Here is a 15,624-nt window from a genome sequence, read left to right on the forward strand (position 1 = left end):
CTTCTCCTTATTCAACCAAATCTTGGTGTTTTTTTAGTAATTCTGCGGTCAAATCTTGCGGAAACACGCGAAGATGCTTTGCCATTTTTGCTTCATCTGCTACTTCATCTTGGTAAATTGGGCTAGGATAGATTTCCAGTAGGTCCTCACGACCTTTGGTTAAAATCAAATCCAGCATCTTGGCAGCTTCCGGATTTGTGTTATCTCCTTTGTCAATGATTGCCAAAGACTCAGTCAGTGTATAGGTTCCTTCGCTAGGCTCTATATAGTCAATGGGCAATCCTTCTTCTTTGTCTTTGACTGCTTGATGACGTAAACCAAAACCGATGGCTACTTCTCCAAGACGAACCTTTTTGATAGGACCTGAACCTGAGCTTTCTAAATGATTCCCGGCATTTGCATAAATATCTTTGAGTATTGTTTGGGCTTCTGCTTCACCGTATTGATCGATCAGTGCTTGAAATAATAACCAGGCAGTGGACGACTGTTTGATATCTGAGATCGAGATGTGTCCTTTATATTCCGGTTTTGCCAAATCTTTTAAGCTTTTCGGAACGGAAATGTTTTCTTCCTTGACGACGTCCGTATTATAAAAAATAGCGCCTTCCTGCATAGTAAATGGTGCGGTAAACTCAGCTGTTTTTGCCAAAGGTTGAAGCGGCAATGTTAACGACTCAAACATCTTGTCCTTCATTTGGGCACTGTTCAAATAGAAGGTACTCATCGTCACTAAATCTGCCTCGATAGAGGTTCCTTCTGCTAATAATTTCCCGCCTAATTCAGAGGTACCAAAGGATTGCAGCTTATATTTATCCTTATAGCCGTTTTCATCCAGAACTTTTTTTATCACCTGAATCGGTTCATCGTCAGCATTGGTGTAAATGATGACTTTTTCGCTGGCGCCATCAGCTTTGCTGCCGCATGCGGTCATTATTCCTAAAGAACCTAGAAATAAAACGAATAGAAGGACTTTTTTGATTTTCATTAGTTGTTATTCTCCTTTTAATTAAATATATGAGTAGTTGCATTGTTGAATTGATTAACAATAAAAACAGTGAAAGAATAAAAATATCATTAAATTTACCAAAATATTGCAACTCTTTAAGTTTCGTGGTGATAAGCATCGTATTTGCACTGGTCAAGAAAACGACGGCACTAATGGTAACCATCGCATTAAAAAAGTAATAGCTGAACATGTCAATAATGGTATTTAATGAGTTTGGCAGCAATACCCGCCAGATTGTTTTAAGCCAGCTATCTCCCATAAGCCTTGCCGTATTTTCCCAATGTCCGTTCATTTTTTGCATCGCCTCTTTTCCCATTTGATAAGGCGTGGCAAAATAATGCACAATTGTTACAATCACTAAAATTGCCAAGCTATTGTGGAGCGGCGTTCTTGTAAAAATTAACAGATAGGAGATTCCTAAAACCATGCCGGGGATAGAATTAGTAATCGTTGCAATGCCATCAATGAGGCGTTCGCTTACAGAGCCAGTCGTTTCTCTAGACGAGCTGACGGCTGCAAAATAGGCACAAATCGTTCCTAATAGTGCGACGAGCAGACCTGCCAGAATCGAATTTTGCAGAGTACTGAGTAAATCTCTATTTTGTAGGAACTGCTCGAAATTGGACCATGTAAAATGGAACTCAAAGGGCCAATTTTTTACAAAAGGGATAATAAATAATGGAAGAAAAATACTGATAATAGCAGTTGTTACACCCAAATACAATAGGCGATAAAAACTATCTCGATAGAAATTTTGCTTCACATTTACTTGCTTAGGCTTATCGTATTTCGTTACTTTCTTTTGCAATCGATTCAAAAGGACAATACTAAAAACAGAAGGCAACAACATCGTCAAGGCGATAACTGCCCCATATTGAAAATCGGGGATAGTCCCCATGAATCCTTCATATAACAAGGTTGTGATGAATGGTGTTTGACCACCCAACGCACTGGGAATCCCAAAATCCGTGAAGCACATAAAGAACCCTTGTAACATGGCAACGACCAGGATTCTTTTTAATGGAATCAGAATCGTTTGATAGAGCGATTTGTACCAAGGGTCGCCTAGTAAACGTGAAACTGTAAATAAGCGAGAATCAAGAAAATGCATGCCGTTGTTGATCAATAAAAATATCGGCGGCAATGTGTAGAGGACGAAACCAATTAAGATACCTGTTTGTCCGTAAATTGAAAATAATTCCTTATGCAGCAGTTGACTCCAGATACCTTGTTTACCAAAAGCATAAATCAGTACATAGCCATAAGTAATTGTTGGAAGCAACATGGGAAACTGAATGATGTTGGTACCAAGTTTCAATCTGTTTTTTCCTATTTTTGTAAAACTATTTCCATAGGCGAGCAAAAATCCAAGAACCGTACTTATTCCACTGGCAACAAGGGCATACTTTACGCTATTTCCAAAAGCGTCCAGCCATTTGGGTGTAAAAGCATGTTTAATGGTTGAAAGAGGCGTTGCCGACTGGTGAGGCCAAGCCGTCCAAACGACTACAAGTAAAGGAATAAACAGGAAACTGAGAAAAAATAGGATCACGCCAAGTTTAACTGTTCCTTTTGCCGAAATCCGTTCATTCATGCTTTTATTCCGATCATTTGAGCGTGCGAATTTTGTAAAATCTGTTGAATATTATGTTGTTTGATTATCAATTGATTGACGATAAATTCTTGGACAAAATGGGAGGATTTCTGGTTAATAATGTCACAAGGCGTACTGCATTGAGCGATTTGACCATTATCGAGAACGACGATTTTATCAGACATGGTCAAGGCTTCTTCAGGATCATGAGTAACGATGATAATCGTTAAGGCCAGCTTTTTCGAAATTTCCTTGATTTTTGTTTTGATCGATTCCTTAATTACCCCATCTAGAGCGCTTAAAGGTTCATCAAGTAATAGAATTTCTGGCTTCATCACCAATGTCCTTCCTAGTGCAACACGTTGTTTTTGTCCTCCAGATAACTGACTGATCGATTTGTCCAAGTGTTTTTCCAATCCCAATAATTGAATCAGTTCATCTACTTCTTCTTTGGAAGAAACTTGCTTTTTATTTCTTAAGCCGTATGTCAAATTCTCATAGGCCGTTAGGTTAGGAAAGAGGGCATAATCTTGAAAAACAACGTTAAATGGACGTTTTTCCATGGGCTTCTTTGTGATATCTGATCCTTGATATAGGAGCTGTCCCCCGCTGATTTCCTCTAAGCCTAAAATGATATTCAATAATGTGGTTTTACCCGAGCCAGACTGTCCTAAAATTGAAACGATTTCCCCTTTTTCAATCTCAAGATCAATATTTTTCAGTACTTCAGATTTTTGAAAACTTTTACTAATATTTTTTAGTTGCAACATCTTGTTCACTCCTTTCATTTGCTAGTATAGAGACTCTATGTAAATTTCCCGTAAATTCCATGTATATTTCTGTAAAAATTATATCCAGATTTGGTAAAGTAGGCGCAAAACGCTGTTTTACTGTAGCGTTCAGAGGAGATTCTCTATTGCTTTGATAGAACAGACAACTTTTCATATAGAAGGTAATAGGGGATCAGCTCTTTTTTTGTTAATTCTAGTCTTGACGAATACAGAAAAAGCGATTACAATTACAGGGACAAAAGTTTTCTTTTAGGACAAAAGTCCGGAAAGGAGAAACCAATGCTGAATGCTGAAACATTGAATGAGAATGAAAAGAAAGTACTGGACCAGATCAAGCGTGACCCGTATATTTCTCAACAAGAGTTGGCTGATGTAGTAAAGCTGTCTCGCTCTGCGGTAGCCAACATCACATCAGGCTTAATCGACAAGGGATTTTTGCTTGGCAAAGCCTATGTAGTGAATGAATGTGAACAGATCGTTTGTATTGGTGGCGCCAATGTCGATCGGAAAATTTACAGCAAAGAAGCAATCCAGCTACATACCTCGAATCCTGCCAATTCCAGCCAAAGTGTCGGCGGTGTTGCCAGAAATATTGGTGAGAATATGGGGCGCTTGGGCTGGGATGTGTCAATGGTCACCGTGGCTGGCAGAGACTCTGACTTTGATTTGATCAAACGTCAATCTGCTGGTTTTATGGATTTTTCACAAGTGGAACAATCGGATCAGGTCACGACCGGTTCGTATACCGCAGTGCTTGATGAGACAGGAAATTTACTGGTGGCGCTAGCCGATATGGATGCTTATCAGCACCTACGTCCGGATTTGCTGGTTCAAAAGGAAAAGCTGTTGCAAAATGCCAAATGTATTATTGCTGATTTGAATTGTCCGCAAGAGAGCTTGGATTATCTATTACACTTTGCCAACAAGCATAAAAAGCCGATGGTTCTGATCCCGGTGTCTTCGCCGAAAATCAAGCATTTACCTGAGAAACTGCAAGGCTTGACCTGGCTGATCACGAATTGTGATGAATCAGAAACGTATTTCAATTGCACGATAACATCGAATGAAGAGTGGGAACAGGTCGTACAATCATGGTTGGATCTAGGCATTGAAAATGTGATCGTTACAAAAGGAACAGATGGCGTTTTAGCCGGAAACAAGGAAGGCGAGCTGATTTATCAGCCGACGCTCGCAGCTTCTAAGGTAGTGGATGTTACCGGTGCGGGTGATGCTTTCTGTGCCGCTGTTATTGATGCTTGGTTGGAAGAGCGCTCTTTGGCGGACTCTTTAAAACAAGCAACTGTTAATGCTGTTAAAACCATTGAATCAAAGTATACAGTCAGACCTGAGCTGACTAAAAATCAATTAATCAAAGACATGGAGGAATTACACCTATGAAAGAATATGTTGTTTTATCAGAAGAAGTGAAGAAAGCAAAAGAACAAGGGCTACCTATCGTTGCGTTGGAATCAACAATCATCTCACATGGTATGCCTTATCCGCAAAATGTTCAGACAGCCAGAGAAGTAGAAGCGATCGTTCGTGAAAATGGGGCAGTACCAGCAACTATTGCCTTGATTGATGGGAAAATCAAAATTGGCCTTTCTGATGATGAATTGGAAATGTTTGGCAGCAGCACAGGAGTAGCGAAGGTTTCTCGTCGTGACATCGGTTTCTTATTGGCTTCTAAAAAGTTGGGTGCCACAACTGTAGCAGCAACAATGATCTGTGCAGCTTTAGCGGATATCCATATCTTTGTTACTGGCGGTATTGGTGGTGTCCATCGTGGCGCAGAAACGACAATGGATATTTCAGCTGACTTGGAAGAATTGGCTAAAACCAATGTTGCAGTCATCTGTGCTGGCGCAAAATCTATTCTTGATCTGAATCTGACAATGGAATATTTGGAAACAAAGGGTGTGCCTGTCTTTGGGTACAAAACAGATGTATTGCCTTCTTTCTTTTCAAGAACCAGCAGTATCCAACTGGAAAACAACATAGATGATACAGCTCTTCTAGCGCAATCTCTGAAAGCAAAATGGGACTTGGCTATTGACGGGGGGGCAATCATTGCGAACCCGATTCCGGAAGAATATTCGATGGATGAAGCATTCATCAATGATGCCATCGAAACAGCACTAAAAGAAGCCGATGAACAAGGTGTTTCCGGAAAAGATATCACACCGTTTTTGCTTGGCAAGATCAAGGATGTAACTGACGGAAAGAGTTTGGAATCCAATATTGCCTTAGTGAAAAACAATGCAGTGATCGGATCAAAATTAGCAGTAGATTTTAATAATTTGAGTAAGTAAGCACTGCTTTTAGTTGCTTTCTTAAAAAAGGAACAAAAAAAGGGAATGAAAAAGTGTTTTTATAATGAACAACCGGATCATGGGGGTGATCCGGTTGTTTTTGTGTGGTTTCTTTTTGAATGATTCATTTTTTTAGAAGCAGCACCTTTCCTACCACTAGGAAAAAAGTCGGTTTGTTTGTCGTAAGGAAGCTCCCTATAATAAAAGTATATAAAACCTGTTAAATTTTTTCGCTTACGAAAACGTTTTGACCCTGGGATAAGTAAGCCATTGAATGGGATAGCCTGTTGATTTAGCAGAATTTATAGCAGAACGCAGAAAGTGGTGAAGGAAATGAAACACGTGTTGTTGATTTGTGGTTCAGGTGCATCAAGTGGATTTATGGCTGCTGCTATTCGTAAAGCAGCAAAGAAAAGAGGCGTGGAGATGTCGGTCAAAGCGGCCAGTGAATCTCAGCTAGATGAACGAATAAATGAAATCGATTACTTACTGATCGGTCCTCACTTGTCCTATATGCTGACGGATATTCAAGAGCAGACGAAGGACAAGAAAGTGAAGGCAGCAGTCATTCCCCAAAGTACGTATGGGACGTTAAATGGAGAGAAAGCATTGGATCTGATAGTAAGCTTGGAGGAGTAAAAAAATGAATAAAATTATGGATTTTATGACGAATACATTTGCTCCAAAGGTCAATAAGGTAGTGAAAAATCCGTGGGTATCTGCGATTCAGGACTCGATCATGGCTGCACTACCATTAGTATTTGTGGGTTCGTTGGTAACGGTTGTTTCACTACTGCAAAATATTTTCAAAGGGATGCCGGACTTTTCATTGATCAGCACCTTTTCATTTGGGATGTTTGCGCTAGTTGTTGCATTTTTGATTCCATACTATTTGATGGAGAAAAAAGGACACAGTGGACAAAAACTGATTTCAGGAGCAACGTCTATGGTATTGTTCATGATGTTGATGTTTCCAACAATTACTGCTGAAGGGGATATTACCTTCATTTTATCAAGATTTGGTGCGACAGGGATGTTTCTATCGATTATTACCGGTTTATTTGTCGCTTTTGTTATGAATCTTGCTGCGCAAAAATCATTTTTCGATGAAGATACACCGATTCCGGATTTCGTTGTTGGCTGGTTCAATAGTTTACTGCCGATTACGATTGTTTTACTGATCGGCTGGTTGATCACGGTTCAGTTCAATATCGATTTCTTCGATGTTGTTGTTCTTTTGTTCAGTCCGTTGGCAAAAATCGTTCAGTCTTATCCAGGGTTTGTTCTTTCAGTATTTATTCCGATTTTCTTATACACCTTTGGGATTTCCGGTTGGGTCATGATGCCTGCGATTTACCCTGTCTATATGGCTGGACTTGCAGCAAATGCAGAAGCTGTAGCGGCAGGTGGTCAAGCGGTCAATATTGCCACACAGGAAACCTGTTATGCTTTTTCTTCTATGGGAGGTGTAGGTACGACATTGGCATTATCTGTGATGATGTTCTTACTGAGTAAATCTGCACAGCTGAAAGCTATTGGTCGGGCGGTCATCGTACCATCGATTTTTAATATCAATGAACCGTTGGTATTCGGAGCACCGATTGCTTTTAACCCGTATTTGATGGTACCTATGTGGATCAATGGTCTGTTGGTACCGACGATTTCCTATGCAGCCATGTACTTTGGCTTTGTGAATATTCCTTCGCAAACCTTCTTGTTATGGTATATGCCTTATCCGATCACTTCTTATTTAGCAACACAGGATTGGCGGGCAATCATTGTTTGTATCGTGATTTTCATTGTTACTTGGCTGGTATTCCTACCATTCTTCAAGGCGTATGACAATTCGTTGATCAAGCAAGAAGAGCTAGAAGCACTGGAAGAAGGACAAGCAGAAATCGCATAATCAATCATTGGAGGACGACACGATGGAAAAAGACTACATTGAAGAGAATGACCAGCTGAACCAGTTATCGATGAATATTCTGGTACACGCCGGCAACGCGAGAGATCACTTGGTTCAGGCTTTGGAAAAGCTGGAAGCAGCTGATTTTGAGCTGGCAAAGATAGAGATCCATGAAGCACGAAGAGAAGTAGTAGTTGCCCATGGCTTGCAGACGGATACGCTGCAGCTGGAAGCTTCGGGTGAGCAAATACGCTATTCAACGCTGTTCTGTCATGCCCAAGACACATTAATGACAGCGCAAAGTGAGATATTGATCGGCGAGCATTTGATCAAATTGTTTGAGAAATTCAATAAAGAAAACTAGGAGGCGTTTCGATGTTAAAAGACTATAAGATGCCGGAGAATTTTTTATGGGGTGGAGCGATTGCGGCAAATCAAGCAGAAGGAGCCTTTGGGGTAGATGGAAAGGGAATCAGTTTAGCTGATCTTCACAGGTATTACCCGGAGAAATCGAATGAGGAAATCAGTGCGGCACAGCACAAAGGAATGAGTCTGGCTGAGATTAGAGAAAACTTGAACGACCAAGAGGGCTATTATCCGAAGCGTCACGGGATTGATTTCTATCATACGTATGAACAGGATCTTGAGCTGCTCAGCGAAATGGGTTTTAAAAATTTTCGAACGTCGATCGACTGGACACGGATTTTTCCTACAGGAGAAGAAACAGAGCCGAATGAAGCAGGACTGGCTTACTATGATCGATTGATCGATAAAATCATCGCTCTTGGCATGGAACCGATCATCACGATTTTACATTATGAAACACCTGTAGAAATCACCTTAAACTATGGCGGTTGGAACAATCGAAAGGTGATCGATCTGTTTGTGAAATATGGGCAGGTTGTACTGGATCGTTATAAGGATAAAGTGAAGTACTGGATCGTGATCAATCAGATCAACTTGATTCAATTTGAGCCATTCAACTCGACAGCGGTTCCTTACGATACAGTAGACAACTATGAAGAAGCCAGCTATCAAGCAGTACACAACCAATTCGTGGCAAGTGCCAAATTAGCTGAATATGGGCACCAAATCAATCCGGAGATGCAGATAGGGACGATGGTGGCAGATTGCACAGCCTATCCATTCTCCTGTGATCCGGAAGACGTCATGCTGGCGATGAAACGTAATCGGATGGAGTACTTTTATACAGATGTTCAATTTAACGGAGAGTATCCGCAGTATGCCCTGAACTACTTTGCAGAAAATGATATCCACCTTGAAATAACACCAGAGGATAAGGTATTGCTAAAAGAGCATACAATGGATTATCTGGCGATTTCTTATTACTATTCTCAGATGGTAGATGCGACAAAAAACACGATGGATCCGTCGTCTGTCACACCAAATCCAAATTTAAAAGCAAACCCATGGGGCTGGGCGGTCGATCCTAAAGGACTATATAATTCCTTGTCTCAATATTGGGATAGATACCACAAATCAATCATTATCGCTGAAAATGGGTTTGGGATGTATGATAAATTGGAAGATGGTACGGTACATGATGACTACCGAATTGCGTATCTTTCTGCCCACATTGCCGAAATGAAGCATGCGATGTACGATGGGGTGGACGTGATTGCTTATTGTGCGTGGGGGCCAATCGATATTGTCAGTTGTTCTTCGGCTCAGATGGAAAAACGCTATGGCTTTATTTATGTGGATTTAGATAATGAAGGAAAAGGGTCTGGTCAGCGGATCAAAAAGGATAGTTTTCATTGGTATAAAAAGGTCATCGAATCAAATGGGGAGAGCTTATAAATACTTTGGAAATTGGTTATGGAAACATGGAAAAGACAGGTGTATAGACACCATATAATCCTTTGAAATCGAATAAAGGAAGTTAAGGAAAGTAACTATTTTGTTGTTCCTACAGATGGCGTGCCGCCAGTTAAGCTCTAATTCTGCGGCAAGTCATCACAGGAGCCCAGCACGATGTTTTCATTGGTTTCTGATAAAAAAACGCGTCGCTATTTCTATTTCACCAATTTACTAAAGCTGGATAAAACCTATCTGTTTCTCCAAGCCTGACACTTCTGCTCCAACGAAAAGCTCGTCGTATGGAGCGACTTTGTCATAACCTCATATAGTAGGAGCTGTTGATATGTGGCATGCAAAGCAAAAAGAAATACTTGCCTTTTTAATGAAAAACCAAGAGCAATGGGTAACTGCCGGACAATTAGCTGAGTTTTGCGGGTGTACGACACGTACTATCCGCAACCATATCGCGAAAATGAATCAGGAGATTTCGGAGCTGATCATTGCTAGCAATCACGGATATCAGCTCAATTCAGAGGTTGAGTTGACTATGCTTAATCGTGAAACGGAAGATCGAAAAGCACGAATATTTTTAGAATTATTGAAAAATTCTTCTGAAGGCGTTAATATTTTTGATTTATCAGAACGGTTGTTTATTTCAGAATCTACGCTCAAAAACGAGCTCCAGCAATTAAAGCAAGAAATCACAGATGCAGCGATTCAAATCGTCACGGAGCAAAATCACGTGAAGCTGACGGGACCGGAACGTTCGAAACGTCGGTACATGATTTCTCTTTTATATAATGAAAGTGATCTGCAGGAGCAGCTAAAGTTAACGATTCAAGAGATGATTGGCTATATTTCGTTGGAACAGCTGCAACAGACCATCTGGGACGTTTTACAGAAGCATGGGATTCGAATCAATCAATACTCTTTGAACAATATCGTCCTTCATTATGCTATCAGTATTGAACGTATTCGCCAGGGCCATGTTATCAAAAAGAGCAAAGAGTATTCGAGTCTAGTGAACCAAAAGGAGTATCAGCTAGCTGGGGAAATTGCGAAAATGCTGGCAGTGGAATATGAAATCCATTTTTCAGAAGCGGAGCTGGAACAGCTATCTTTGTTATTTATTGGTTTGCAAAATGAAAAGCTGGCAAATGGGGCGGATGAAAAGCTGTCTGAGTTTGTCGATCAGCGAATCATTGAGACGTTGCATGGGGTCTTGGCACAAGTGGAAAAAACCTATCTGATTAAACTAGATGACCCGGAGTTTTTTACCAAATTGGCGATCCACGTCCAGAGTCTGTATTATCGATCCCACTATGAAACCTTTACTCGGAACAGCAGTCTGTTGGATTTGAAGACGGGCTATCCCTTGATTTACGACCTATCCGTCTATATTTCATCATTGATCCAAGAAGAGCTGGATATTTGGTTCAATGATGATGAGATTTCTTTTATCGCCCTTCATATCGGTTCGTTTTTCGAAACGAGGAAAAAGCAGCCAGATAGGATCACGGTTCTTCTGGTTGTGAATGAGTACCATGATCTTAAACGAAATCTTCTGGAGAAGCTAGAACAGGATTTTGGTGGGGAAATCACTTTGCTCACAGGAAATCATGATACGGTCAGCGAGGAGCCCTATGATTTATTGCTGACGACGGATCGCCAACTCGCCTCGCATTATTCCGGGGCAGTGTTTATCCATCCATTTTTAACGGAAAAGGACAGTAGAAAGATAGAGAAACGTTTGTCCGCTTTGAAAGCGCAAAAAGAGAAAAAAAGAATGTACCGCTATATCGATCAGTTTGTCTCAGCAGAACTGTACTTTAATCAGATTGACCCATCTGATTTGACACCGAAGGAAATCCGCAGTCAAATCAATGAACGAATGTATGAGCTGGAGTATGTCGATACAGCTTTTGCTCAAAATGTAGAGAAGCGAGAGACGATGTCTCCAACGAGCTTTCCTTCTGGGATTGCCGTTCCTCACTCGGTAGAAGTGGATGCATTGAAGAGCGGAGTGGCGATCATGACTTTGCAAGAGCCTGTTATTTGGTCGGCGTACCCCGTCAAATTGATTGCATTGGTTGCGATCAACAAAGAAGAGGCAGCTGCATTCAATGAATTCTTTGAGCGGTTTATCGAAATCGTTTCTGAGCCAATCAATACAAGGCAACTGAGCTTAGCTGAGGATTATGATGCGTTTCTTTTGAAGTTAAAAATGTTGGTAGATACTGATGAATAAGGAGCGTAAGAAGCTTATTTATAGAGTATTGGTCGTTTTTTTTGGGACACTTCTGATGGGGATTGGGATACAGCTGATTGTTTCTGCCAATCAAGGTTTTGATTCTGTTAGTACATTGATCTTGGGATTGATTAGACATACTTCGATTCCTTTCAGCCGTTGGAGTCAGTTACTTAGTATGCTCTTTTTGATTCTTACGTTTGTCTATAAAAAAAGTCTCTTGGGGATCGGCAGTCTGATTAATGCCCTATTTGTCGGTGAAGCGATTCGTATCAGTGAGCCATTTCTATCCCGACAACCATTTATCCAGAACAGCCTATTCTTTGCATTCGTCGGTTTTACGTTTATGGCATTGGGAACGGCTATTTATCTGTCAGCTGATTTGGGTTCGGGTCCCTTAGAAGGAATGATGCTGAGCCTCTGTGGGCTACTCCATCTATCCTTGAAATATGGTCGGATCGTATTGGATTTTTTGATTGTAGTTATCGGTGTTTTATTAGGCAGCACAGTAGGGATCGGCACCTTGCTCGCGGTATTTTTACTAGGCCCGATGATTGCAACATTTTTATCGTTGCTTCGTCGATTAGTGAATTCAGATGGAAAGATTTTATCGGAAGTAACAGATAAAGAGCAATGATAATATATGGATTATTTAGCAAAAAATAGCAGCGTCATGGCTTTCATATTGGCAATGACACTGCTGTTTTTTTATTTTATCTATTAAAAATTAGGTGCAAGTGCAGCAGAATTGAGCATATATGTTTTTTGTTTCGTTGTTTGGTAGAAATCAGAGACAGCTACAAGTGACACATTGCCGCGAAAATCTACGCGATAAATCAGAACATCTTTCGTAAAATCCCAGATGACGATGTCACGATCATAGTTTCTAGCCTCGTAATTCATCTCGACCTCTGTTGTTTGTTCGTGTTTTTCAATATATTCATCAATATTGGTCACACCATAGGAAGCACTGATTTCGGCTTTTACTCCGGAAGCTTCTGCCCCAACCGTTGATTTCAAGCTCATTTCTTCTTTAGTTTCTTTTCGTGTTTGCGAAGAGTGCGTAATTGTTATTTTTTCCTTCAGGCTTTTTCCTTCCGGTAAATTGATGTTTTTGATGCGATGGAGTGTGTAGCAGCAAATCATGAAGTAATCACTGATATAAGGTTCCTTATTATCTGACTTAACTTTGGGATCGATCAATGTCGGCCATTGGTTTTTCGGGAGTTGTTTTGGTTCTGTTCTTCTAAGTAAGATTGTTCCATTCATGAGGTCTTTGTTTGGAAGCAGAGAATCATAGTCATCGGCATCTTTTATCAAAGGTAACTGACTGATTTTTGACCATTGGAATCTGGGATTGAAGCCTTCTGCTAATGTTATCGGGTCAAGTGTTTCTGTCAAGGTCAAGTTGTTTTCCCAATTATGCACACCATCAGTAACTGCTTTGTATCCTGCAACATGGATAATTCCAGAGGTAGTACAAAACGAATTGTTTTCATGCTTCCAATAAGGAATATCAATTCCTAAATCTACTGTACCGAAGGATGGAGAGCCAACAGCTTTTAACGTTAAATAGTACTCAGGACCCCAAGCTTTTCCAGAAGGAGAGTAGACATCGAAGAGAAAAGAGTCATTTGGGGCAATGTGTCCCGGGAAATTTGCTTTCTTTACCCCGTATGGAATACGTGCTTCGACCTTGAGCGACTGGGTTAACTTGTTTGTGACCTTGATTTTTGCATGCCATTCTGCCATGATACAATTCCTCCTAAAAATAATTTCAGTCATATAGTTATGCCTGATTCGTGATTAGTGTACCATCGTAAGAATGCGCTTGCAAAGTCAATAATAAGACAAAAACTTACCTGTAGAGAAATAAATAAAAAGGCAATCAAGTAAGAGAATGACAGAGACAAAAAGAAAGAAAAAAGTTTTTCGGAATCAAAAAACTTCTCTCTTTCTTTTGTTCAGATAACGCGACATCAACTCCATATGATGCATGACAGCGGCTTTACGCATAACGCCCATCCCAGGAAATTTATCTTTGGCTGCTGCCTCTAACAAAAGTTGAATACCTAAGGTCACTTGATTGCCGCATAGCTGCTTTTCCCAAACCATGATTTCAGTCATCAACTCAAAAAATTTCTCTTTTTGCGAAGGTGCTTCTTCACTGGAAAGGAAGTGATGGATTCTCAAGTTAGTCTCTTCAAAATAAACAAGATGTAGGCTAAGGAATTTTGACGGGTAGCTGTGCTCATAATAGATACGGCTATCGATAGAAAAATCACTAAAACCGACAAAATCCCTCTTTTGAAAGGTCAGATGAGCAGTAGAGAAAAGCTCATCCGGGCATTCCTGATAGAAGCGAGATTTGGGCAGTCGAGTAAACACATCCTGTGAAAGGATTTTTGCTCCCTCGATTTTTCGCAGCAAGCGGAATTCTTCTGGAACAAGGACCTTCACTTGGTTGCCTTGCCAATCGCTTTCCAAAGCAGGAACAGAAGAATGACCAACGATGAACATTTCTGGTGATTCAGTCAACGTTTCTATGGGCTGTTCGATGATCATTGCTTTTGTTAGCGGAAGTTCTTTTAGTTGCTGTAGTCCATCCGCCGTTAGGAAGTCTCCGGATTGGGGATTTTGAATCAAATAGAACGGCTGCTTCTTTTGTTGCGACAGGCTGATAAATTTCTTTAAGGCATTCGAATTCTTCACTGGTTCAATGATCGGCTGAACAGCAGATGAAAGAAGGTCGTTTTCCAGAAGTGCCGTCAATGCAAAGAGGTCATATTGCTTCCCTCTGAAATAAGGATAGTACATTTATTCATCCTCCAATAGGCGTTGCTCTAACTCAAAATAGGCCGCACGTGTGGCTTCAAGCTCATCCTTCAATGCTTCGACTGCTTGCTCTTGCAGCTCCTCTATAAAACGGTCATAAAAATTGACTCCTCCACCGAATAAGTCGTAATCTGGTTGGCGCTTTTTCAGTTCTTTATAAATTTGGTCTGTTGAGAAAACACGCAGTCCGCGTGCTGTTTGCTTAGCTTTTCCGACTTCGCGGGCCTGAGCACCGATCAAACGAAAAATCAACGCTTGCTCATTGACGAGCAGCTCTTGCTTTTGTGGTTTTTTATCTATCGTAAAATAGCCTGGAAGTGCCTGCTCCTCGGGTGAAAGATATTGATGATAAACCATCACGCCAATATGTGAAGGAATTTCTTCCCTTACTTTTTCAAACAAGGCTTCGGGCAGAACAAAATAGTTGTAGTGGCCAACAAAGGAAAGCTTGGCTTTTGAACGAAAATCCGCTTTACTGACCTTCAGTTCGTAACAGCGCCATTCGAATTGATTGTCAGGTAATAGTCGGCAACCTAACGTATCAACAATTCCTTGATCATCAGGCATCCCGACCTCTTCAATCACAATATCGCCATTCTCACGGCAGTAATAATAAAGTGCTTCCTCCATTTGGATCGTCAACGAAGTTTTCATGACAGTCTCCTTTAGCTTTAAATATTTCTTCAGTTGTTTCTCTACTATAAAACATATGTTCGGGTATGTGAAGAGGGTTTATGGATATTTAAGGATAAATATTTTTCTAAAATACAGGTAAATGGCCCTCTTTTTATATAAATAATCCATATGTTTCAACTAGTTCCAAGCAGTTTTTAGAAAACCGTTAAGCTGTTTCTCGTTGTCTTAAAGTGCAAGTCATGGTATGATGCTTAACGTATCTTTAAAACAAAAGTGATTTTAGGCATTAACCTACTGATACTAGCCCACTAAATTAAGTCAGTTTCTTTTTTTATTGGGAGTGGTTATAGTGTGAAATAATGAGCAGCATATTTCTTTTGAGTGAAAAGTTGAAAAGTTTGTAACAAAGCAAACTAGGCGAAAAGTTAAATTTATTTTTTGAAGAACAGACAAAGAGCGAAGCAGCAACAAAGGT

The 15,624-nt window shown here is 40.4% G+C and carries 14 protein-coding genes; 8 read left to right on the forward strand and 6 right to left on the reverse strand.

Features of this window, described 5'->3' with window-relative positions; all coding sequences use genetic code 11:
• Positions 1-7 precede the first annotated feature (7 nt).
• Genes A5888_RS16315 through A5888_RS16325 form a run of 3 tightly spaced genes read right to left on the reverse strand, consistent with a single transcriptional unit; the run spans position 8 to position 3,370 of the window.
• Positions 8-985 (reverse strand): extracellular solute-binding protein, encoded by a 978-nt coding sequence (locus A5888_RS16315; RefSeq protein ID WP_086350568.1) that lies wholly within the window; start codon positions 983-985, stop codon positions 8-10.
• Positions 906-2,600 (reverse strand): ABC transporter permease subunit, encoded by a 1,695-nt coding sequence (locus A5888_RS16320; protein WP_086350569.1) that lies wholly within the window; start codon positions 2,598-2,600, stop codon positions 906-908. The genes A5888_RS16315 and A5888_RS16320 overlap by 80 nt, the downstream gene beginning before the upstream one ends.
• The gene (locus A5888_RS16325) at positions 2,597-3,370 is read right to left on the reverse strand and encodes an ABC transporter ATP-binding protein (protein ID WP_086350570.1); all 774 of its coding nucleotides are present in this window, start codon (positions 3,368-3,370) and stop codon (positions 2,597-2,599) included. Before A5888_RS16325 ends, A5888_RS16320 begins: the two co-directional genes overlap by 4 nt.
• Before the next feature lie 300 nt (positions 3,371-3,670).
• On the opposite strand from A5888_RS16325, the gene A5888_RS16330 reads away from it, so the two are divergent.
• The 8 genes from A5888_RS16330 to A5888_RS16365 all read left to right on the forward strand — a co-directional run bounded on the left by A5888_RS16330 (position 3,671) and on the right by A5888_RS16365 (position 12,315).
• A complete protein-coding gene (locus A5888_RS16330) occupies positions 3,671-4,789 on the forward strand; it encodes a carbohydrate kinase (protein ID WP_086350571.1) in 1,119 nt (372 codons plus the stop codon).
• The gene (locus A5888_RS16335) at positions 4,786-5,703 is read left to right on the forward strand and encodes a pseudouridine-5'-phosphate glycosidase (RefSeq protein WP_086350572.1); all 918 of its coding nucleotides are present in this window, start codon (positions 4,786-4,788) and stop codon (positions 5,701-5,703) included. The genes A5888_RS16330 and A5888_RS16335 overlap by 4 nt, the downstream gene beginning before the upstream one ends.
• A 333-nt stretch (positions 5,704-6,036) precedes the next feature.
• Positions 6,037-6,342: a PTS sugar transporter subunit IIB gene (locus A5888_RS16340; RefSeq protein WP_086350573.1), complete on the forward strand. Its 306-nt coding sequence runs from the start codon at positions 6,037-6,039 to the stop codon at positions 6,340-6,342.
• A 4-nt stretch (positions 6,343-6,346) separates the two neighbouring features.
• Positions 6,347-7,609 (forward strand): PTS sugar transporter subunit IIC, encoded by a 1,263-nt coding sequence (locus A5888_RS16345; RefSeq protein ID WP_086350574.1) that lies wholly within the window; start codon positions 6,347-6,349, stop codon positions 7,607-7,609.
• A gap of 22 nt (positions 7,610-7,631) precedes the next feature.
• Positions 7,632-7,973 carry a PTS lactose/cellobiose transporter subunit IIA gene (locus A5888_RS16350; protein ID WP_086350575.1) on the forward strand — a complete coding sequence of 114 codons (342 nt, stop codon included), beginning with the start codon at positions 7,632-7,634 and terminating at the stop codon, positions 7,971-7,973.
• Positions 7,974-7,984: 11 nt separating this feature from the next.
• Positions 7,985-9,430 (forward strand): glycoside hydrolase family 1 protein, encoded by a 1,446-nt coding sequence (locus A5888_RS16355; RefSeq protein ID WP_086350576.1) that lies wholly within the window; start codon positions 7,985-7,987, stop codon positions 9,428-9,430.
• Positions 9,431-9,773: 343 nt separating this feature from the next.
• Positions 9,774-11,678, forward strand: coding sequence for a BglG family transcription antiterminator (locus A5888_RS16360; RefSeq protein WP_086350577.1), 1,905 nt, complete (start codon positions 9,774-9,776; stop codon positions 11,676-11,678).
• Positions 11,671-12,315: a YczE/YyaS/YitT family protein gene (locus A5888_RS16365; RefSeq protein WP_086350578.1), complete on the forward strand. Its 645-nt coding sequence runs from the start codon at positions 11,671-11,673 to the stop codon at positions 12,313-12,315. Before A5888_RS16360 ends, A5888_RS16365 begins: the two co-directional genes overlap by 8 nt.
• Positions 12,316-12,398: 83 nt before the next feature.
• Here the strand turns inward: A5888_RS16365 and A5888_RS16370 are convergent, their stop codons facing one another.
• From A5888_RS16370 to A5888_RS16380, 3 genes are all read right to left on the reverse strand, one after another.
• Positions 12,399-13,430 (reverse strand): hypothetical protein, encoded by a 1,032-nt coding sequence (locus tag A5888_RS16370; RefSeq protein WP_086350579.1) that lies wholly within the window; start codon positions 13,428-13,430, stop codon positions 12,399-12,401.
• Positions 13,431-13,616: 186 nt separating this feature from the next.
• Complete coding sequence (locus tag A5888_RS16375) at positions 13,617-14,495, reverse strand: sce7725 family protein (protein ID WP_086350580.1); 879 nt, start codon at positions 14,493-14,495, stop codon at positions 13,617-13,619.
• Positions 14,496-15,167, reverse strand: coding sequence for a hypothetical protein (locus A5888_RS16380; protein WP_086350581.1), 672 nt, complete (start codon positions 15,165-15,167; stop codon positions 14,496-14,498).
• Between the last annotated feature and the right edge of the window lie 457 nt (positions 15,168-15,624).

Source organism: Enterococcus sp. 9E7_DIV0242 (genome assembly GCF_002140975.2).
GTDB classification, from domain to species: domain Bacteria; phylum Bacillota; class Bacilli; order Lactobacillales; family Enterococcaceae; genus Enterococcus_L; species Enterococcus_L clewellii.